This is a genomic window from Streptomyces sp. NPDC003077, assembly GCF_040611095.1.
Lineage (GTDB): Bacteria > Actinomycetota > Actinomycetes > Streptomycetales > Streptomycetaceae > Streptomyces.
Window position 1 is genome coordinate 95,374 of record NZ_JBEXNM010000001.1, and the last position, 20,086, is coordinate 115,459.

Consider the following 20,086-nt stretch of genomic DNA (forward strand, 5'->3'; position numbering starts at 1 on the left):
CTCAGTCCTTCGGCTTTCCCGGCACTCGCGCGGCCCGCACGCGCACGCGGTAGTTGTCGTGCGCGTCCCGGCCCAGGACCGTGACGGCCGCGCCGCTCTCCCGGTCCGTGAACCGCTGGCCGGGCAGGAACTGGGCGTCGCTCAGCTCCGTGTCGACGTTCTCGTCCGAGGCGTAGCACCCCCGGCTGCGCGGTGTGGCGTCCACCGTACGGATCGGGCCGCGCCCCGAGGGGACGTCGGTGCGCACCCAAGTGATCAGCACACCCGCTCGGCAGACCGACGGGTCCAGACGCCCGCGCTCGCGTGCCTCCAAAACGAAGGCGGCGCGGGCGGACACCGGAATCACCACGATCTTGGTGCCGTCGGCGCTGCGGGTGGGGGTGAGGGTGTGCTCGGTGACGGCACCGGGGCGCGCCGCGCATTCCACCTGCCCGGGGCGCAGCCAGCCCAGCTTCCACTTGTGCCAGCCGAGGAAGTCGTTGTCGGGCCCCCAGTCCTCGTCCATCGGGTCCCAGTGGCCGACCGGCGGCGGTGCCTTGCGGCCGTCGGTGAAGTAGAGGTCGGGCAGGCCGAAGGTGTGGGCGTTCTCGTGGTTGAGCGCGCGGAAGGCGCTCTCGCCCGTCTGGCGGCTCCACATGAACGAGACGTTGCTCAGGGGCACCCCGTCCTTCGTCCGCAGGCCCAGATTGCCCCCGCTGAAGCTGCCGGAGAGCACGGTACGGGTCGCGGGCGGGCCGGCGTTGGGGGTGGCCAGGACGTTGACGACGTCGTAGTCACGGAAGTCGACCTCGTCGTCCACCGCGCTCACCAGGTCCCGCGACAAGGCGTAGTAGCCGGTGTCGGTGCCGGGGACGAAGCTGGCGCCGCGCTTGATCCCGTAGGAGGCGAACGACCGGGGCATGCGGATCCACTTCAGGCGGGGTGTCGAGCGGTAGTCGAGCCTGCCGTACGAACTGGCGCGGAAGAATTCGGCGGTGGCCGGGAAGAACTCGCCGTAACGGGCCTCGGGCGTGAGCGGCGCGCGGACGTCCGGGAAGTCGATGAGCAGCGTCAGGGCCCGCACCGTGCCGCTGGACCTGGCGTACCCCTTCGGCGTGGCCGCCGCCTCGCTCGCGCCCGCGCGCAATCCGGACAGTGCGCAGGGGCCGGACGGGCGCGCGGCGGAGGCAGGGGACGCGGACGAGGCAGGGGTCGCGGACGAGGGAGAGGCTGCCGACGGGGTGGGGGCGGCCGGAACGCCGCCCTTGCCGACTTGCGCGACGGGGGCGGCCCCCAGCGGGATGGCGGCGGCCGGGGGCGCGGCGGAAGGGGAAGGGACGGCGGCGGACGCGCGCGTGGGCGCGGGGTCCAGGACGAGCGTGACGGCCAGGGCGGCCGTGGCGGCTGCGGTGGCCGCGAGGGCGGCGGGTGTCACCTTCATGGTGATCACCTTGGGTCGCTCTCTGATCGTTTGCGCGCGGGGTTGGACCATACGGGCGGCGGGGCGGACGAGCGGGGGACGGCCGTGTGGGTGGTTCGGGGGAGAAAGCCGGGCGGGCTGTCGCGTGGGGCCCGAGTGCATCGCGTTGTGACGCAGGACACGTCGATCGGGGAAATAGCCGGGGACCGGCTCCCCGTTTCAACAGAGGTCCGAGCGAAACGGGGACTCGCTCCCCGGCTTGTTCGGAGCACGCAAGCGCATAAGCACAACCGAATAGACCGATGGGTCGATACCGATTCCGACCCCGATTCCGACCCGATTCCGACCCCGACCCCCGATCCCGTGGATCGACGGGCCGACGGATCGGCGGATCGGTGGATGGCGGATCGGTGGATCGACTCCGATCGCTGTCCCTGACCCCACGGGTGGTCAGGGATGGACGGATCGACGACCCCGGCCGAAAGCCCGGACCAGAAGGACCAGAGAGGAGCGCCCCGTTATGACCGCCACCGACGCGAAGGCCGTCCGGCCCCAGCACCGGCTGCGTGCCGACGCCGTGCGCAACAGGGAGCGGATTGTCACGGCGGCGCGTGAAGCGATGGTCGTGTACGGGCCCGAGGTCGCGTTCGAAGAAATCGCTCGACGGGCGGGCGTCGGCAATGCGACGCTTTACCGTCACTTCGCGGACCGTTCGGAGTTGATCCACCACATCACTCTGTCCGTCATGACCCGAATCGCGGATCAGGCCGAAACCGTCCTCGCCGAGGAGCCCGACGCTTTCCAGGCGCTGAGGCGTTTCGCCCATGCCGCGGTGGAGGAACGGGTCGGCGCGTTGTGCCCGTTGCTGACGGACGAGGTGTCTTTCGACCATCCGGAACTGCGGGACGCCCGGGAGCGTTTGGAAAGGGCCGTCGCCGCTTTGATGGACGCGGCGCACGCCGGCGGCCGGCTGCGGCCCGATGTCGCCGTCGGTGACCTGATGGTCGCGCTCTCGCAGCTCACCCGGCCGTTGCCGGGGAGCGGGTGCGCCGACTTCGACAGGTTCGTCCACCGGCATCTGCAGCTCTTCCTGGACGGGTTGCAGGCGCCCGCGCGGTCCGAACTCCCAGGTGCCGCGGTGACCTTGCAAGACCTGAAACACCACGCGTGACGCCACCCGGATTACGCGTCGCGCGCATTACCGTGCCGCGCGAACGCGGGTGCGGTGAACGCGGGGTGGCGTGCGGGGAACTCCCGTACGCCGCCTGAGATACGGCATGGTGCCGCGCGGGGAAACGCCGGGCGCGCCGTGCACACAACCACATACGTCCCTTGTCCGCCCTGTATTGACTCCGCTTTCCCTCCTTACCGTCCCGCTTCTCCGGATCGGCGCTCGGCCGGATCGGTGACCCCGGACCGGCGCTTTCCGGATCGGTGGTTGCCGAACCGGTGGTTCCCGGTTCGGTGGTTTCCGGTTCGGCGCTTTCCGGTTCGGCGCTTTCCGGCGGTGGCACAACGTCGTGCCCCGTTGTTTCCGCGTCGGATGCGCACGCCGTCGATATGCGCGTCATGTATGGCATGTACGTCATGCGTGTCACGCACGTCGACGGCCGAGTGCCCGCCGTAGTTGTCCGCTGTCGTAACCGTTCGCCCGTCGGCGTGGCTGTCCGCTGTCGTCTTTCGCGGGCGGCTTCCCGCTTCGCCTTCTTCCCGCACGTCCGATTTCCCAGCTGTTCGCTCTTCGCTCCCCCTAGGTGGCTTCCCCCATGCCTGAAACGGCCAAGTACGTCGACCCACGGCGCTGGAAAGCGCTCATATTCATCGCGCTGGCGCAGTTGATGGTCGTCCTCGACGCGACGATCGTGAATATCGCGCTGCCCTCCGCCCAGGCCGATCTCGGCATCTCCGACACCAACCGGCAATGGGTGATCACCGCGTACGCCCTCGCCTTCGGTGGTCTGCTGCTCTTCGGTGGCCGGATCGCCGACCTTTGGGGCCGTAAGCGCACGTTCCTGATCGGACTGATCGGCTTCGCGCTCGCTTCAGCGCTCGGTGGTGCCGCCGCCAATCAGGGCATTCTGCTCGGCGCCCGTGCCCTCCAGGGCGTCTTCGGCGCGCTGCTGGCGCCCTCCGCGCTGTCGCTCCTCGCGGTGACCTTCACCGAGGCCCGGGAGCGGGCGAAGGCGTTCGGCGTCTTCGGCGCCATCGCCGGCGGTGGCGGTGCCGTGGGCCTGGTCCTCGGCGGCGTGCTGACCGAGTACATGAACTGGCGCTGGACCTTCTTCGTCAACATCCCGTTCGCGGTGATCGCGGCGGCCGGCGCGATCTTCGTCATTCGTGAGCCCGCGGAGAGCCGCAACCCCGCGCGGCTGGACATCCCCGGCGTCATCCTGGCCACCCTGGGCCTGGTCGCGTTGGTGTACGGGTTCACCCGTGCGGAGACGGACGGTTGGGGGGCCGGCATGACCATCGGCCTGTTCGTGGCGACGGTGGTGCTGCTCGGCGCGTTCGTCCTGGTCGAGAGCAAGGTGAAGTCCCCGCTGCTGCCGCTGCGCGTGATCACCGACCGGAACCGGGGCGGTGTCTACGCCTCGCTGGGGCTGGCCGTGATCGGCATGTTCGGTCTCTTCCTGTTCCTGACCTACTACCTTCAGGTCGTCAAGGGCTACACCCCGGTCACGACCGGTCTGGCCTTCCTCCCGATGACCGCAGGCATGATCACCGGCTCGACCCAGATCGGCGCCCGGCTGATGACCCGCGTGCGGCCCCGCCTGCTGATGGCCCCCGGCTTCGTGGTCGCCGCCGGCGCCATGCTGATGCTGACGCAGATCGACCTGGACACCTCCTACCCGGCGCTGATCCTGCCCGCCTTCCTGCTCCTCGGGCTCGGTATGGGTACGGCGTTCATGCCGGCCATGTCCCTGGCCACGCACGGCGTCCAGCCGCAGGACGCCGGCGTCGCGTCCGCCATGATCAACACCTCGCAGCAGGTGGGCGGCGCGATCGGCACCGCCCTGCTGAACACCATCGCGGCCAGCGCCACCACCGCGTACGCCACCTCGCACGCGGCCGGTGCCCGCTCCCTGGACGCCCTCAAGCTCCAGTCGCTGGTGCACGGCTACACCACCGCCATCTGGTGGGCGGTCGGCATCCTCCTGCTGTCCGCGCTGATCGCGTTCACCTTCATCACGACCGGGCACCAGGGCGGCGGCCGGACCGCCGCGAGCTCCGGCGACGGCGAGGACGCGGCCGAGGAGATCAAGGTGCCGGTGATGGCGCACTGACGAGGCGGCGACTGCCGGGACCGGCAAGGGCGGCCCTGTAGGGGGCGCGCTCTTACCGGCGGACCTGGGGGACGCCGGTCTTCTTAAGGGAGCGTGGTCCCGTCTCCTCTTAAGGGAGCGTGGTCCCGTCCTCGTACGGAATGTGGTCCCCGGTGGCGCGAGCCGCTGGGGACCACTGCGTGTGCTGAGGGATCGGCCGCCCCTGAGGGCCTCGTCGCGTCGGCCGCGTCCGAGTGCGTTTGTCGCCGATCGGCTTCCCGGGCGGGGTGACGAGTCCCGGGTGGGGTGACGAGCCGACGAAATGTCGACGATCGGGCGTCAACGGCCGCGCTGTCCGCTCGCTCCGGTCTTTCCGGTCTTTCGCAGGCAGGTCTCTCCGGGCTTTCGCCGCGCGGTTGCTCTCACCGGAGCCAGGGAAGGTCGGCACCCTTCGGCTGCAGGCCCTCGGCCATGACTTGGCAGATCGTGGCCAGTTGATCGACCTGTTCGTCCGTGAGCCGGTCGAAGAGGGCGCCCCGTACGGCGGCGACGTGGCCGGGCGCGGCCTTCTCCAGGATGCGCATCCCGTCGTCGGTCAGGATGGCGTTCTGGCCGCGCTTGTCGGACGAGCATTCCTCGCGGCGGACCCAGCCGTTCTTCTCCAAGCGGGCGATGGCGTGGGAGAGACGGGACCGGGTGATCTTGGCCTGTTCGGCCAGCACGGTCATCCGCATCCGGCGCCGGGGGGCGCGGGAGAGCAGGACCAGCAGCCCGTAATAGAGATGCGGCATACCGGCGTCACGCTGCAACTGGCGGTCCAAATGGTCCTCCAGAAGCATGGTGGCCTGCATGTAGGCCAGCCAGGCGCGCTGCTCCCGGTCGGTGAGCCAGCGCGGTTCGCCCAGCTCGCACGACTCACCGGCGAATTCGTTGCTCATGCCATCCACTGTCCCATCAGTCGCCGGTTTTCTTGCACTCGTAAGAAGCTCGCTGCGTTCTCGCACACACGGATGGTGACGCGTACGGAAGATGACGCACACAAATGGTGACGTACGCGGACGGACGGTGGGGTGCGCGCACAGAAAGTGGTGAGCGGACGGACGGTGGGGTGCCCGCACGGAAAGTGGTGCGTGCGGACGAACAGTGACGGGCCCAGGCGCGCGGTAGTGCGCGGTCCCGGGCCCCCGCACGGGCCCGGGACCGCCGGCACCTCCCGAGGGGGAGATCAGAATTCGGACGGGATCAGCTCCGTCGAGCGCAGGCCGGCGGCGAGCGCCCGGTCGTCCCCGTCCTCCGTCCAGGACGCCACGTCCAGCGCGGTGTCCGTCAGCTTGATGACGTGCTCGTCGCCGTGTGCGGCGGCCCGCTCGAAGACCTCCTCCGGGGTGAGCGACCCCGTGTCCGGCGACGGCTGCGCCTCCGCCGGGGAGAAGGCGGCGACGAGGGCCGCGCTGGCCGTCCACGCCGCGGTGAGCGACGGTACCCACAGCTCGCGCGGCAGGGCGGGCAGCGTGCGCAGGACGGCGTTGGGCGCCGTGGCCGAATGGACGAGCAGCACCCCGTGGCCGTGGCCGTACCCCACATAACGGTGGACCGTGGCCCGGACCAGCGCCGTGAGCTGGTCGCGCGCGGCCTCCGGATCGTCCGGACCGTTCAGCGCGTCGGCGGCCTCCTGCCAGCCCGCCGTGTCGGGGAGCTGCGCCACTCTGGCGAGCACCCCGCCCTGCTGGTCGGGGACGCGCGGCAGCGCGGCCAGCGCCGCGTCGGGGGAGGCGGCGCCCCTGGGGCTCACGGACACCGGGAGGGTGGTGTGGCGGGCGGCCCAGTAGCCGATGGCGTGCGCGAGCTCCGCGACGCGCGGCGCCTCCTCGCCCTCCTCCAGGAGGGTGCGAACGGCGTGACCGACGCGGATGACCGGGTGCGTCGCCGCCCCCGCGATGCCCGGCAGCAGCCGCGGCCACCATTCGGCCAGCACCTCACGCCAGGGACGCTCGGCGATCGCGTGCGTGAAGTAGGTGGTCCAGTCGGTGACCCGGTTTCGGTCGCCCAGGGCCTCGTGCCAGTTCTCGTCCGTGATGCGGGCCTGCGGGCTCGGGACGTCTTCCAGCTTGGTCTCGTACCGGTCGAGCCAGCGGTGCACGGTCCGGGCCTGGCCGTGCCGGACCAGGGCCTCGACGGCCATGGGGCCGTGGTTGCTCAGAAACCCCTGGAATTCGGGGCCGGACGTGTGCAAACGCTCCAACGCTTCGTCGAGGGTTCCACTCGTGATGTCCATGACCCGAGGCTAGGGCGGGGGCGGTTGGGGCGTAACGGGCCTGGGCCCTACACCGCTGGTCGTACGGCCGATGGGGGTGGAGGAGGACTGAAGACCGAGGGGGAGGGGCGCTGGGCGGGAGTGGGGCCGCCGGGGCTGGAGCTGAGGGCCGGGGCGCCGGCTGCCGGGACCGAGGGCCGAGGGCCGGGAACCAGTGTGGAATCCCGACAGGAGGTGTCGTCTATCGGTTCCATTCTGGGCTCATGGCGACGAGCGAGAGCAAGAACGCGGCGCAGGAGTCGACGACGCGGGAGCCGACGGTGCAGGCGGTGCAGGTGGGGGAGGCGGTGCAGGCGGTGCAGGTGTCGGACGTGGCCGAGGTGCCGGATGTGGCTGAGGCTGCCGCAGGGGGCGTCCGGTGGGAGGACTTCCGTGTCGCGGCCCCCGAGTTGGCGCGCCGGGTGGAGGAACGGTTCGGCGCGTATCGGCACCACGTCCTCGGAACGCTGCGGAAGGACGGGTCACCGCGACTGAGCGGGCTGGAGGCGGACTTCCGCTTCGGTGAACTGTGGCTCGGCATGATGGTCAACTCACGCAAGGCGCAGGACTTGCACCGCGACCCACGTTTCGCCTTGCACGGCAACCCCGGACCGGACGCGGAGATGGCGGGCGGCGACGTGCGCGTCACCGGCCGCGCCGTGGAGATCACCGACCCGGAGGTGATCACCCGGTACACGGCGACGGCCCGTCCGCCCGAGCCGTTCCACCTCTTCCGGGCCGAGGTGACGGAAGTGGTGCGGGTGTACGTCGACGACCCGCACATCGTCATCGAAAGCTGGCGCCCTGGCACTCCCGTCCGCACCTTGCGCCGGGGGAACGGGGCTGAGCCGGTCGAGGAGGGCTGAGCCGGTTTAGGGCGGCTGAGCTGGGGGTGGTTGTAGACGCTGTCTACCGTTCGAGGTAGACGGTGTCTACTTGCCCGGCCGGTGCCTCTCCTCGCGGCCGTAGGCAACGTCTATCGCGAACCGGTAGAACACTGTCTACCGTTCAGCGTAGACGGCGTCTACTCGTCCGGCCGGTTCCTCCGCTCACGGAGCGTAGACAGCGTCTACCCGAAACAGTAGACAGTGCCTACTCGTCCACATGCGCAGTGGTCGCGACCGGTAGACACTGTCTACGCCCACCTGGTAGACAGTGTCTATGACCGACCAAGAAGCCGATCTGCGTACTCGACTGATCGATGCGGGTGTCGACCTGCTGGAGCAGGAAGGGATCCAGGCGCTGGCCCTGCGGGAGATCGCCCGTAGGGCGGGGGTCTCCCACGGAGCGCCGCGGCGCCACTTCCCGACCCACCTCTCCCTGCTGTCCGCCATCGCGGGCAGGGGGTTCGGCGACCTGACCGCTCAAGTCGCCGACGCGCTCGGCAAGGAGCAGGGAGCCGGCCCCAGGGCGCAGCTCATGGCCGTCAGCCGGGTCTACCTCGGCTTCGCGCGGGACCGCCGTGGCATGTTCGAGCTGATGTTCCGGCACGACCTGCTGGAGAGCAATCACCTCGGGTTGCGCGAGACGACGCTGCCGCTGTTCAACATTGTCGTCGACCTGGTTGCCCGGGCCCGGCCGCAGCGGGACGTGACGCCCTCGGTGGTGGCGGGCGCCCTGTGGGCGAACCTGCACGGCATCGCCCAGTTGTGGGGCTGGGGCAGCCTCCAACTGGCGGCGCAGACCGACGACGTCGAACCGCTGCTGCGCGCCGCACTGGACGCGCACCTCGGCCCGGAGAAACGGTGAACGGCGATCCCCGCCCCTCCGGGCTCGGCAGCCGTCAGCTCGAAGTCCCCGCACCCGACGGTGACGAGTCCGCGCCTCCGCCGCGCTCGGCGGCCTCCCCGACCCCGCCGCCTTTCCCCGCGGCCAAGCCCTCCTCGGCCGCGTCCACCGCGACAACCGAACTCTCCCCACTCTCCCCACCCTCCCCGCCCAACAACGGTGACGACCCAGCACCCGCCCCCGTCAGCCGCCACCACCGCTTACTCACGCTCGTCAGCAGCATCGTCGGAGCGGTGATCGTCGCCCTGGACGGCACCGTGCTGACCGTCGCGCAACCCACCCTGCAGCGGGACCTGAACGCCACGTTCGTGCAGGTCCAGTGGACGAGTACGGGTTATCTCATCGCCGTGGCGAGCCTGCTCGTCTTCGCGGGGCGCCTCGGCGACCGGTACGGCCACCAGCGGGTCTTCGCCCTCGGCATCCTCGGCTTCGGCGCCACCTCGGCGGGGATCGGGTTCGCGCCCGGCGTCGGCTGGGTGATCGGTCTGCGCGTCGCCCAAGGGGTGTTCGGCGCCTTGCTGCAACCGGCCACCCTCGGAATGCTGCGTGCCGCGTATCCGCCCGACCGGCTCGGCATGCCCATCGCCCTGCGCACCAGCGCCATCGGCTTGGCGGCTGCCGCCGGCCCGGTGGTGGGCGGGGCGCTCGCCGCCCACCTCGGCTGGCGCGCCGTCTTCTTCCTCAACGTCGCACCGGCACTGCTGATCGGCGTGGCCGCGCTGGTCGTACGGGGCCCGGTGCGCGGGCCGGTCGCGTCCGTCCGGCTGGACCTGCCCGGCGCGGGCCTCCTCGCGGCGGCCCTGGTGTGCGTGGTCCACACGCTGACCGGGATGTCGGGGGAGGGCTGGACGGTGGCGAGCGCGTTCGGGCTGGCCGCCTCGGTTGCCTGCGGGGCCGCGTTCGCGCGGCACATCCGCCGCGCCGCTCACCCGCTCGTACCGGCGGACGTACTACGGTCGGCGACCGTTCTCTCGGCGCTGGGGCTCCTCGTGTCGGCCTCGGCCGCCATGTTCGGGACCCTCTTCGTCGGCACTTACTTCTTGCAGGACGTGCTCGGGCTCGACCCGCTCCAGAGCGGTCTGAGGGCGCTGCCCCTGGCCGTGATGATGGTGCTCGGCGCGCCGGTCTCCGCCGTACTGCTGCGCCGGTACGGCCCCCGCCGGACGGCCGCAGGCGGGGCGCTGCTCGTCGTCCTCGGCGTCGCGCTCTTCTCCCGGCTCGACGAGGCCTCGTCCTCAGTGGTGATCAGCGGGTGTTTCTTCTTGTTGGGTGGCGGTTTCGGTGCGGTCATGGTCACCGCGACGGCCGTTGTCGTGCGCCACGTGTCCGCCGAGAACGCCGGTGTGGCCGGCGGTCTCCAGCAGACCGCCATGAACATCGGTCCGACGCTGGGCGTCGCCGCGGCGACCATGCTGATGGCCCTCATGACACACGATTCCGTCGCCAACGGTCCACGGGGCGACGGGGCGCGCTGGGCGAGCGCGTCCTTCGTCGCCGGGATGGGGCCCACGCTGGCGGTGCTCGGGGCCGTTGCCCTCGCCGGCGCCCTACTGGCGGCCAAGCTGCCACGACCGGCCACTACGTCGCCACCGGACGGCCATCAGGAGCTGTCGGGCACCCATCACGAGTCGTCGGGCACCCATCAGGAGCCGTCGGGCACCCGTTAGGAGCTGTCGGGCACCCGTTAGGAGTCGTCGGACGGCCATCAGGGGGAGGCGGAGGACCTTGAAGGAGCCCGAGGCCCATAGCCCCGAGGCTCCTTCAAGGCGCCTCGGCTCAAGGTGGCAAGGCGTCTCGACCCAAGGTGGCGCGCCCCGACTCAAGGTGATTCCTCGACGCCCCCGCCATCAGAAGGCCGCGGGCATGTGGCCCCGGCCCCGGACCACCGGCGTCCGCTGGTTGGCGCGGCGGGTCCAACGGCGGGTGTGGGGCTCGGGGACCCGCAGGTTGCGGAAGAGGTACAGGGACACCACGAACATCGCGGCGCCCAGCATGGCCCCCACGGCCATGCAACGCAGGATGGACGGCCCCGTCACGCTGTACATGAAGCCCGTGGTCACGCCGAACACGGCCCCGTACAGCAGCGCCCGCTGCTCGTTGATCAGAAACCGCTGGACGCCGATCACGAGCAGCCCCAGGGCGAGGCTGACGACGAAGGAGATCAGCCCGAGGATCCCCGCCCGGCCGAGCGAGTCGCCACTCGTGCGGTCGACGAAGATCATGTAGGCGCCGTAGACGAACGCCGCCGTCGCCACGAGTCCGGCGGCGGTGGTCATGCTGCGCGGGCGGTTGGGCGCGGTGGCCGCGGTGGCGCCGCGGTCGGCGGCGTGCCGGCGAGGTGATGTCTGCATGGCGGACTCCTCTTCTGTCCCCCTGTGCTCCGCTTTCTCTTTACGGGGTACCCGCGGGGTGCTTCCGACGGGCTCCTCCTTACGAGTAGCCCGCTCGCCCCGGACCGCAATCCACGCCCGGACCGCAATCCGAGCCGGACCCTGAAACGCGCCCGGACCGCAATCCGAGCCGGACCCTGAAACGCGCCCGGAGCGCACTCCGTATCCAGGCCGCGTCCCCATGGCGGGCCGCGTCCCCAAGGAGAGCCGCGTCCCAAGGAGAGCCGCGTCCCCCAAGGAGGGCACGCCCCCCTTCACCCGACACCCACCCACAGCTCCCGGCAACCGGAGCCACCGGCCCGCCCCGCGCGGAACCGAAGCCCGCAGCCCCGCCCCGACCGACCCGAGACGCCCTGGCCCCGGCCCGTACACCGCCGCCCGCCGCCCTACGAGCAACCAGAACAGCCCCTCAGCCGTCTTCACCGTCGGAAGCGCGGCCGAGGGGCCGCGGACGGCCGTGCGGGCGTCACGGCCGTACGACAGGCCCGGAGCCGGGCGCGTTACGAGTACGACCAGGCCCCGGCCCCGCGCACGACGGGCCGGAACGGAGCCTGCGCGCGGCCGGTCCGGCCGGTCCGGGACAGGTGCGGGCCGGGCGCGGAACAGACGATGTTCCGAGCCAAGATCCGCAACAGGGTCGGTGAGGGGTCGGTGCGGGGCCGCCGCGGATCCGGCGCATCACCGGCGCGGGCCGGCGGTCGCGGGCCGGGAATGGGCTCGTCAGGAGTGACGTACGGGAACGGGGGTGAAGGACGCTATGAGGGACGCGGAGGGCATCCAGCCGGGCGTATCGGGTGTGACGGGCGTCTCGTGGGTGCGGGTACCAGAGGGACGGGAGAGGGAGCTGAAGTCCGTTCCGGGACCGTCCTGACCTGGTCTTTCCTGCAGCCTGCCAGTGACTGACCGCGCTGTGTGAGGGGGCAGGGTACTGCATCGCCGCAAAAAAGGTCGCACGGCGTGGGAATTCTGTCCGGATTCCGGCCGTTGTTTCCTACGCACGGGGTACTCGGGTCACGTACTCGACACCCCGCCGCCACCATCCCGCGACCGACTCATCGCAAAGGGAGCATACGCATGGCAACCCGTGCCGTCGCCCGTCGTCAGGCCACCAACAGCGGTGCTGACGGGGCCAGCAGTGTTCGCGCCACAGGCGGGGAGATCGCCGATCGCGACCTGGTCGGCATGTACCTGGACGAGATCGCGCGTACTCCCCTGCTCGACGCCGCCAAGGAAGTCGAGCTGTCCCAGACCATCGAAGCGGGCGTCTACGCCCGGCAGATCCTCGACGGCCTCGTCGAGGACGGCAACGCCGCCGGCGCCACCCGCGAGGAGCTGGAGGCCCTGGTCGCAGAGAGCGACCGTGCCAAGGACGTCTTCATCCGCTCCAACCTGCGGTTGGTCGTCGCGGTGGCCCGCCGTTACCCGCGCAGCGGCCTGCCCCTGCTGGACCTGATCCAGGAGGGCAACGCGGGCCTGGTGCGCGCGGTGGAGAAGTTCGACTACGCCAAGGGCTTCAAGTTCTCCACGTACGCCACGTGGTGGATCCGTCAGGCCATCACCCGTTCCATCGCGGACCAGTCGCGCACCATCAGGCTGCCCGTCCACCTGGTGGAGGAGCTCGGCCGAATACGTCGTGTGCAGCGTGAGTTCAACCGTGAGAACGGGCGCGACCCGGAGCCGGCGGAGGTCGCCGCGGAGCTGGGTTCCACTCCCGAGCGGGTCACGGACGTCCTGGACTGGGCGCGCGACCCCGTCAGCCTGAACATGTCGGTGGACGACGAGGGCGACACCCAGTTCGGTGACCTGCTGGAGGACACCTCCGCCGCCTCGCCGGAGCAGTCGGTGCTGACGCTGCTGCGCAGTGAGGAACTGGAAGACCTCATCGACCGCCTCGACCAGCGCACCGCGTCGATCATCAAGGCCCGTTACGGCATCGAGGACGGCCGGGAGCGCACGCTCACCGAGGTCGGCAAGCAGCACGGACTGACCCGCGAGCGCATCCGGCAGATCGAGAAGCACGCGCTGCTGGAGCTGAAGCGGATGGCTCACGACACGGGCTTCGACGCGGCGGCGTGAGGCGCTTCCGGGGGTGAAGCGCGCCTGGGCGTGATGCGCGCCCGGGTGCGAGGCGCGCGCGGCCGTGAGGTGCGCGCCAGGGTGAAGCAGTACCCGGGCGTGAGGAGCACCCGTCACCCCGGGTGAAGAACGGAGCGGCACGGTCAGCGGAGACCGGACCGCGAGAGAAGTGGGCGGCGCGCCGACGTCGCCCCACCCCAGAGCCGGGCCCCGGCGCCACTCCCCCCTGGCGCCGGGGCCCTTTCCTATGCCCTTCGCCGGTCCTTCGCCCGCAGGCACGTCATCTGCCCCTCGCCCGTCCTTCACCCATGGGCAGGTCTCCGCTCACCGCCGCCCGTGCGCGCGAGTCATCCCCATTCAGGCCTTAGGGCCTTCCGTTTCAGGACCAATGCCGCGCGGAGGGGCGATCGCGTCCCGGTCCAATGGACGGGGTATACCCGTTCGAAGAAAGACGCGATCATGACCGCACCTCTGACGAAGGCGAGCGGTCCGCCGCTCTCACCGAGCGCGCTCCCACCCGGCGGCAAGACGTTCCTGGGGCATCCTCGCGGTCTGGCCACGCTCTTCATGACGGAGATGTGGGAGCGGTTCAGCTTCGTCGGGATGCGCGCCCTTCTGGTGCTGTACCTGGTGGCCCCCGCCTCTGACGGCGGCCTCGGGTTCGACGCCGCCACCGGTGCCGCGATCTTCTCCGTCTACAACGCCATGGTCTACCTGCTGGCGCTGCCCGGCGGCTGGGTCGCCGACCGCCTCTGGGGCGCACGCAAGGCCGTCGCCATCGGCGGCTGCGCCATGGTGGTGGGCCACTTCCTGCTCGCGCTGCCCGGTACCGCGACGTTCTTCATCGGACTGGCGGCGATCGCGCTGGGCGCCGGGATCATGAAGTCCAACGTCTCCACGATGGTCGGCCAGCTCTACCCCGACCGCACCGACCCGCGCCGGGACAGCGGCTTCACGATCTTCTACATGGGGATCAACCTCGGCGGTTTCATCGCCCCCTTGATCATCGGCACGGTCGGCCAGGTCGTCGACTGGCACCTGGGCTTCGCGCTCGCAGGCATCGGCATGACTCTGGGCGTGACGCAGTACCTCCTGGGCGGCAAGTACCTCAGCCCGGAGGGCTCCGTCGTCAACGCGCCGCTGAGCAAGGCCGAGCGCACCCGCCTGCTGCGCCGTGGCGCGCTCTGGGTCGCCGCGGCGGCGGTGCTGTACGGCGTACTCGGGGCGACCGGGTCGCTCGGCGTGGGCTGGGCGCTGTGGCCGCTGACGCTGGCCGGGCTGGCGCTGCCGGTCGCGTGCTTCGCGCGCATCAAGCGGGACAAGGACCTGGACGCGGCGGAGCAGGCCAAGATGAGCGGCTTCATCTGGATCTTCGTCGCCGCCGCGGCCTTCTTCATGATCTACGACCAGGCCGGCTCCGTCCTGAACCTGTTCGCGTCCGACCACACCAGGAACGCGATCCTCGGGGTGTCCTTCCCGACGAGCTGGTTCCAGTCCATGAACCCGGTCTTCGTCATGGCGCTCGCGCCGCTGGTGGCGATGGTCTGGCAGCGGCTGGGGCGGCGGAACCCGAGCGTGCCGGTCAAGTTCGCCATGGCCCTGGCCGCCATCGCCTTCTCGTTCTTCGTGATGGTGCTCGCCCAGGCCGCCGCGTCCGGCGATACGAAGGTCACGCCCCTGTGGCTGGCCTCGGTCTACCTGATCCACGCGGTCGCGGAACTGTGCCTGGCCCCGGTCGGCCTCTCCGCCACCACGAAGCTCGCGCCGCGCAAGTACACGAGCCAGATGATGGGCATCTGGTGCCTGGCGGTCACGGCCGGCGACTGCGTCGCCGCGGTGATCCAGCAGGCGATGGGCGACGCGACCGGTGGCGGCGCGTACTTCGCCCTCCAGGCGACGCTGGCCCTCCTGGCGGGCATCGGCGTCTTCGCCTTCCGCAAGCGCATCGGCGGGCTGATGGGAAACGTCCGGTGACCTGACGGGCACCCTCAACCTCGCCCCGGCTCCCGGCCTCGCTTCCGCCCCTGCCCCGTACGGACTGACCGTACGGGGCAGGGGCGCGTCCGGATCCGTACGAGACATTCGTACGAGGCAGTGGTGCACGGGTCCGTACGAGGCGGCGGCGCGTCCGAATACGTACGAGGCGGCGGCGCATTCGGGTCTGTACGGGGCAGAGGTGCAGTCGAGACACGCGCACCGACAGATGTCCGTTCATGTCTGCCGCTACGCCCGTTTCTGTTTACTTTCCCGAGACTCGGCCGTACTCTGACGCCAAAGCCACAGACTCGGGCATCGGCCTTGGCCGTTCCCGTTCGTCGTGACGGTTCTCTGTCCCGTAGCGATGGCTGTTTCGTAGCGGTGGCTGTCCCGTAGGGATGGCTGTTTCGTAGCGACGGCCATCTCGTAGGGACGACCCCCCACCGGCGGGACGAGCCCCACGGCACCACCCGCGTCATCCCCCACCCCACTTCACCCCACCCCGAACGGAAGCCACCCCACCCATGTACGCACCGGAACGGCAACAGGAGATCCTCCGCCTCGCCCGTGAGAGCGGGCGGGTCGACGTGCTCTCCCTGGCCGAGGAGTTCCAGGTCACCGCGGAGACGGTGCGGCGGGACCTGAAGGCGCTGGACCGTGCCGGTCTGGTGCGGCGGGTGCACGGCGGCGCCATCCCGGCCGGACGGCTGGACTTCGAGCCGGACCTCGCCGAGCGCGACACCGTCGCCGACGACGAGAAACGGCGCATCGCGCGGGCCGCGCTCGGCGAACTGCCCACCGGTTCGCCGTCCGGCAGCGTCATCCTCGACGCGGGCACCACCACCGCCCGCCTGGCCGCCGAGCTGCCGGTGGAGTCCGACCTCACCGTCGTCACGCACGGCCTGCCGGTCGCGGCCCGGCTGGCCGACCACCCCGGCCTCACGCTGCACCTGGTGGGCGGCCGTATCCGGCACCGCACCCGGGCCGCCGTGGACGACTGGGCGCTGCGCGCCTACCGGGAGATCCACGCGGACGTGCTCTTCCTAGGGACCAACGGCTTCTCGCTCCACAGCGGCCTGACCACGCCCGACCTCGCCGAGGCGGCCGTCAAACGGGCGGTGATCGCCGCCGCGCGCCGGGTCGTGCTGCTCGCCGACTCGTCCAAGTTCGGGCAGGAGCACTTCGCCCGCTTCGGCGACCTTTCGGACGTCGACCTGCTCATCACCGACACCGGGCTCAGCCCCCAGGACGCCCTCGCCATCGAGAACGCCGGCACGGAGGTCGTCCGCGCATGATCCTCACCGTCACCCCCAACCCCAGCCTGGACCGCACCTACGAGGTCCCCGGACTGGCACGCGGCGCCGTACTGCGGGCCGGCACCGAACGGATCGACCCGGGCGGCAAGGGCGTCAACGTCTCACGGGCGGTCGCGGCGGCCGGACACCGCACCCTGGCCGTGCTGCCTCTGGGTGGCCCGGCGGGCGCGGCGCTGGCCGGGCTGCTGGGCACGGAGGGCATCGAGGTCGCGGGCGTGCCGGTGGCCGGGCAGACCCGTTCGAACGTGTCCGTCGTGGAACCGGACGGCACGCTGACGAAGATCAACGCGGCCGGTCCGGAACTCTCCCCGGCCGAGTCCGAAGCGCTCCTGGAGGCCGTACGGAGCCACTCGGCCGACGCGGCGTGGATCGCCTGCTGCGGCAGCCTGCCGCGCGGCCTCGCCCCCGAGTGGTACGCCGAACTCGTCGCCCGCGCCCACCGCGCCGGCACCCGCGTCGCCCTGGACACCTCGGGCCCGTCCCTGACGGCGGCCCTGCGTGCCCGCCCGGACGTGGTCAAGCCCAACGCGGAGGAACTGTCCCAGGCGGTGGGCCGCCCGCTCGCCACGGTCGGGGACGCCCTGAAGGCCGCCGAGGAACTGCGTTCTCTGGGCGCCCGGGCGGTGCTGGCCTCCCTCGGCGCGGACGGGCAACTGCTCGTCGACGCCTCGGGCGCGCACTTCGCCACCGCTCCGGTCACCTCCGTCCGCAGCAACGTCGGCGCCGGCGACGCCTCGCTCGCCGGTTTCCTGACCGTCGGCGGCCGGGGCGCGGACGCGCTCGCCTCGGCGGTGGCCCACGGCGCGGCGGCCGTCCAACTGCCGGGCAGCCTGATGCCGACACCGTCCGACCTGGTGCCGTCCGCCGTGACGGTCTTCGCCTCCGTCCCGGTGGACCGGCCGCTGACGGAGCCGGTGCCGTGACGACCTCCCGGCGCGCGACCCGGCGCGTGACCCGACACCGGACCACCCACGGGCCCGCCGCACGCCCCACCGGCCCGGTTCGCCGCGCCACAAGCGCCAACCAGCCCCCGCCCCCACGGCCATAAGCCTCACGGCCACGCACCCCAAAGCCATAGGGCCACGCACCCGAAAGCCATAGGGCCCACCCCGCACACCCCTGGCCGACGGGCCACCCATCACCGGACAGTCACCCGCCACCGGCGGGTTCAGCAAGGGAGCCCGCGATGAGTGAGCTGATCACCGCGGAACTGGTCGATCTCGACCTGTCCGCCACGACGAAGGAAGCGGCCGTCAGGTCGCTGGCCGAGCGGATGGTCGCGCTCGGCCGCGTCACCGACCTGGCGGGCTTCCTCGCCGACGTCGCCGCCCGCGAGGCCCAGATGCCGACCGGCCTCGACGGCGGCATCGGCATCCCGCACTGCCGCAGCGCCCACGTCACCGAGCCGACGCTGGCCTTCGGACGCAGCACCCCGGGCATCGACTTCGGCGCGGCGGACGGCCCGGCCGACCTGATCTTCCTGATCGCCGCCCCGACCGGCGGCGATGCCGACCACCTCTCGATCCTCTCCGCCCTCGCCCGCCACCTGATGGACGAGTCCTTCACCTCCGCCCTGCGCTCGGCGACCGCACCGGAGCTCGCGGCGGCACTCATACGGGGAGAGGACGCGGCAGCGCCTGCGGAAAGCGCCGACGCGGCAACGCCTCCAGGGAACGAGGAGACGGCAGCGCCTCCAGAAAGCGTCGGGAAGGCGACGCCCCCAGAGAGCGACGAGACGGCGCCGAACCCGCGGAACGACGACACCGCGACGGGCCCTCAGGACGGCACCACCACATCGGACGGGCAAGACGGCACCACCACCCCGGCTTCGCACAGCGACAACCCCACGGCCCCGACCACCGTCAACGAAGCACCCCTCACCATCATCGCCGTAACCTCCTGCCCCACCGGCATCGCGCACACCTATATGGCAGCCGAAGCACTGGAGAAGGCGGGCCGCGCGGCGGGCGTCGAGGTGATCGTCGAAACCCAGGGCTCGGCCGGTTTCAAACGGCTGGACCCGAAGGTGATCGCCGCCGCCGACGGCGTGATCCTCGCGCACGACGTCGAGGTGCGGGAACGCGCCCGGTTCGCCGGGAAGCCCACCGTGGACGTGGGCGTCAAGGCGGGCATCAACCGCCCCGCCGAACTCATCGCAGAGGTCCGCCGCAAGGCCGAACGCGGCGACACCACCGCCTCCGCCACCGCGGCCCCCATGGACGAGGACGCCGCACCCGGCGACGGCTTCGCCACCCGCCTGCGCGCCTGGCTCATGACGGGCGTCAGCTACATGGTCCCGTTCGTCGCCGCCGGCGGCCTGCTCATCGCCCTCGCCTTCGCGATCGGCGGCTACCGCGTCGACAAGGCGCCCTCCGTCGCCGAGCACTTCCTCTGGACGGAGTCCGCGAGTTGGGCGGCCCTGCTCTTCCAGGTCGGCAGCATCGCCTTCGGCTTCCTCGTCCCCGTACTGGCCGGCTACATCGCGTACGGGATGGCCGACCGACCCGGCCTCGTCCCCGGATTCGTGGGCGGCTCGATCGCGCTCACCGTCAACGCCGGGTTCCTCGGCGGCCTGGTCGCGGGACTCCTCGCGGGCGCCGTGGCAGGCGCGGTGCAACGGATCGCCGTCCCGGCCGCATTGCGCGGCATCATGCCGGTCGTGGTGATCCCGCTGGTGTCGTCCGCGGTGGTCGGCTTCCTCATGTTCCTCGTGGTCGGCAAACCGATCGCCGCCCTCCAAAAGGCCCTCACCGACTGGCTCTCCGGCCTCTCCGGCACCAACGCCGTCGTCCTGGGCATCGTCCTCGGCCTCATGATGACGTTCGACCTGGGCGGCCCGCTCAACAAGGTGGCCTACGCGTTCGCCGTCGGCGGCCTGGCCAGCCCCAACGAGGGCAGCCTGAAGGTCATGGCCGCGGCGATGGCCGCCGGAATGGTCCCGCCGCTGGCCATGGCCCTGGCGACGACGGTCCGCGGCCGGCTCTTCACCAAGACGGAACGCGAGAACGGCAAGGCCGCCTGGGTCCTGGGCTTCTCCTTCATCAGCGAGGGCGCCATCCCCTTCGCCGCCGCCGACCCCCTCCGCGTCATCCCCTCCGCCATGGCCGGCGGAGCCGTCACCGGCGCCCTCTCCATGACCTTCGGCTGCACCCTGCGAGCCCCGCACGGCGGCATCTTCGTCGTTCCTTTGATCGGTCAGCCGCTGCTCTACCTGGTGGCCATCGCGGCGGGGACGGTGGTGACGGCGGGGATGGTGGTCGTGCTGAAGGGAACGCGAGGGCGCACCGCCGATCGAACGGAGCCGGTACGCCAGGAAGAGACGGACGCGAATTCCGTCCCGGCCGGGGTCTGATCTCCGCGGGGTGGGGGCACGGCACCGGCCCGTGGCCCCACCCCTTTTCGCGTCCCTTTTCCCGCGCACGGGTGGCGGTGATGATGCCCAGGACGACCGGACACCCCGTGGGTATTTCGCAACCCCGCCCATGCGTTACGGGGGTAACACACGAACGGGGCGGTATCGGAAGTCTCAGTGCGGCTTGTTGCTGTTCTCTCGTACGCAGTCGAGACAGACCCAGCCCTTACGC

14 protein-coding genes are annotated in these 20,086 nt (G+C 71.2%); 10 read left to right on the forward strand and 4 right to left on the reverse strand.

The window, feature by feature from the left end; translation table 11 throughout:
• Window position 1: 1 nt before the first annotated feature.
• Complete coding sequence (locus ABZX96_RS00355; protein ID WP_355535317.1) at window positions 2-1,420, reverse strand: M6 family metalloprotease domain-containing protein; 1,419 nt, start codon at window positions 1,418-1,420, stop codon at window positions 2-4.
• Window positions 1,421-1,919: 499 nt separating this feature from the next.
• On the opposite strand from ABZX96_RS00355, the gene ABZX96_RS00360 reads away from it, so the two are divergent.
• Both ABZX96_RS00360 and ABZX96_RS00365 read left to right on the forward strand, forming a co-directional pair.
• Window positions 1,920-2,570, forward strand: coding sequence for a TetR/AcrR family transcriptional regulator (locus tag ABZX96_RS00360; protein WP_355535320.1), 651 nt, complete (start codon window positions 1,920-1,922; stop codon window positions 2,568-2,570).
• Window positions 2,571-3,165: 595 nt separating this feature from the next.
• The gene (locus ABZX96_RS00365; protein ID WP_355535323.1) at window positions 3,166-4,683 is read left to right on the forward strand and encodes an MFS transporter; all 1,518 of its coding nucleotides are present in this window, start codon (window positions 3,166-3,168) and stop codon (window positions 4,681-4,683) included.
• A 401-nt stretch (window positions 4,684-5,084) separates the two neighbouring features.
• On the opposite strand, the gene ABZX96_RS00370 is transcribed toward ABZX96_RS00365, so the two are convergent.
• Both ABZX96_RS00370 and ABZX96_RS00375 read right to left on the reverse strand, forming a co-directional pair.
• Window positions 5,085-5,600, reverse strand: a complete 516-nt coding sequence (locus tag ABZX96_RS00370) for a MarR family transcriptional regulator (RefSeq protein ID WP_355535326.1) — start codon at window positions 5,598-5,600, stop codon at window positions 5,085-5,087.
• Window positions 5,601-5,887: 287 nt separating this feature from the next.
• Window positions 5,888-6,937, reverse strand: a complete 1,050-nt coding sequence (locus ABZX96_RS00375) for a questin oxidase family protein (protein ID WP_355535329.1) — start codon at window positions 6,935-6,937, stop codon at window positions 5,888-5,890.
• A gap of 440 nt (window positions 6,938-7,377) precedes the next feature.
• Here ABZX96_RS00375 and ABZX96_RS00380 point away from each other — a divergent pair, with 440 nt between their 5' ends.
• The 3 genes from ABZX96_RS00380 to ABZX96_RS00390 all read left to right on the forward strand — a co-directional run bounded on the left by ABZX96_RS00380 (window position 7,378) and on the right by ABZX96_RS00390 (window position 10,410).
• Window positions 7,378-7,821 carry a pyridoxamine 5'-phosphate oxidase family protein gene (locus ABZX96_RS00380; RefSeq protein WP_355535845.1) on the forward strand — a complete coding sequence of 148 codons (444 nt, stop codon included), beginning with the start codon at window positions 7,378-7,380 and terminating at the stop codon, window positions 7,819-7,821.
• Window positions 7,822-8,116: 295 nt separating this feature from the next.
• A complete protein-coding gene (locus tag ABZX96_RS00385) occupies window positions 8,117-8,704 on the forward strand; it encodes a TetR/AcrR family transcriptional regulator (RefSeq protein WP_355535332.1) in 588 nt (195 codons plus the stop codon).
• A gap of 272 nt (window positions 8,705-8,976) precedes the next feature.
• Entirely contained in the window at window positions 8,977-10,410 is a 1,434-nt protein-coding gene (locus ABZX96_RS00390; RefSeq protein ID WP_355535848.1) for an MFS transporter, read from the forward strand.
• A gap of 180 nt (window positions 10,411-10,590) precedes the next feature.
• Here the strand turns inward: ABZX96_RS00390 and ABZX96_RS00395 are convergent, their stop codons facing one another.
• On the reverse strand, window positions 10,591-11,094 hold the full coding sequence (locus tag ABZX96_RS00395) for a hypothetical protein (RefSeq protein ID WP_355535335.1): 504 nt from the start codon (window positions 11,092-11,094) through the stop codon (window positions 10,591-10,593).
• A 1,113-nt stretch (window positions 11,095-12,207) separates the two neighbouring features.
• On the opposite strand from ABZX96_RS00395, the gene ABZX96_RS00400 reads away from it, so the two are divergent.
• The 5 genes from ABZX96_RS00400 (at window position 12,208) to ABZX96_RS00420 (ending at window position 19,854) form a co-directional block, all read left to right on the forward strand.
• Window positions 12,208-13,209, forward strand: a complete 1,002-nt coding sequence (locus ABZX96_RS00400) for a sigma-70 family RNA polymerase sigma factor (RefSeq protein WP_355535338.1) — start codon at window positions 12,208-12,210, stop codon at window positions 13,207-13,209.
• A 459-nt stretch (window positions 13,210-13,668) separates the two neighbouring features.
• On the forward strand, window positions 13,669-15,183 hold the full coding sequence (locus ABZX96_RS00405; protein WP_355535341.1) for an oligopeptide:H+ symporter: 1,515 nt from the start codon (window positions 13,669-13,671) through the stop codon (window positions 15,181-15,183).
• Between the two features lie 527 nt (window positions 15,184-15,710).
• On the forward strand, window positions 15,711-16,481 hold the full coding sequence (locus ABZX96_RS00410; protein ID WP_355535344.1) for a DeoR/GlpR family DNA-binding transcription regulator: 771 nt from the start codon (window positions 15,711-15,713) through the stop codon (window positions 16,479-16,481).
• Window positions 16,478-17,425: a 1-phosphofructokinase gene (gene pfkB, locus ABZX96_RS00415; protein ID WP_355535347.1), complete on the forward strand. Its 948-nt coding sequence runs from the start codon at window positions 16,478-16,480 to the stop codon at window positions 17,423-17,425. The genes ABZX96_RS00410 and pfkB overlap by 4 nt, the downstream gene beginning before the upstream one ends.
• A 263-nt stretch (window positions 17,426-17,688) precedes the next feature.
• Entirely contained in the window at window positions 17,689-19,854 is a 2,166-nt protein-coding gene (locus ABZX96_RS00420; protein ID WP_355535350.1) for a fructose-specific PTS transporter subunit EIIC, read from the forward strand.
• Window positions 19,855-20,086: the final 232 nt, after the last annotated feature.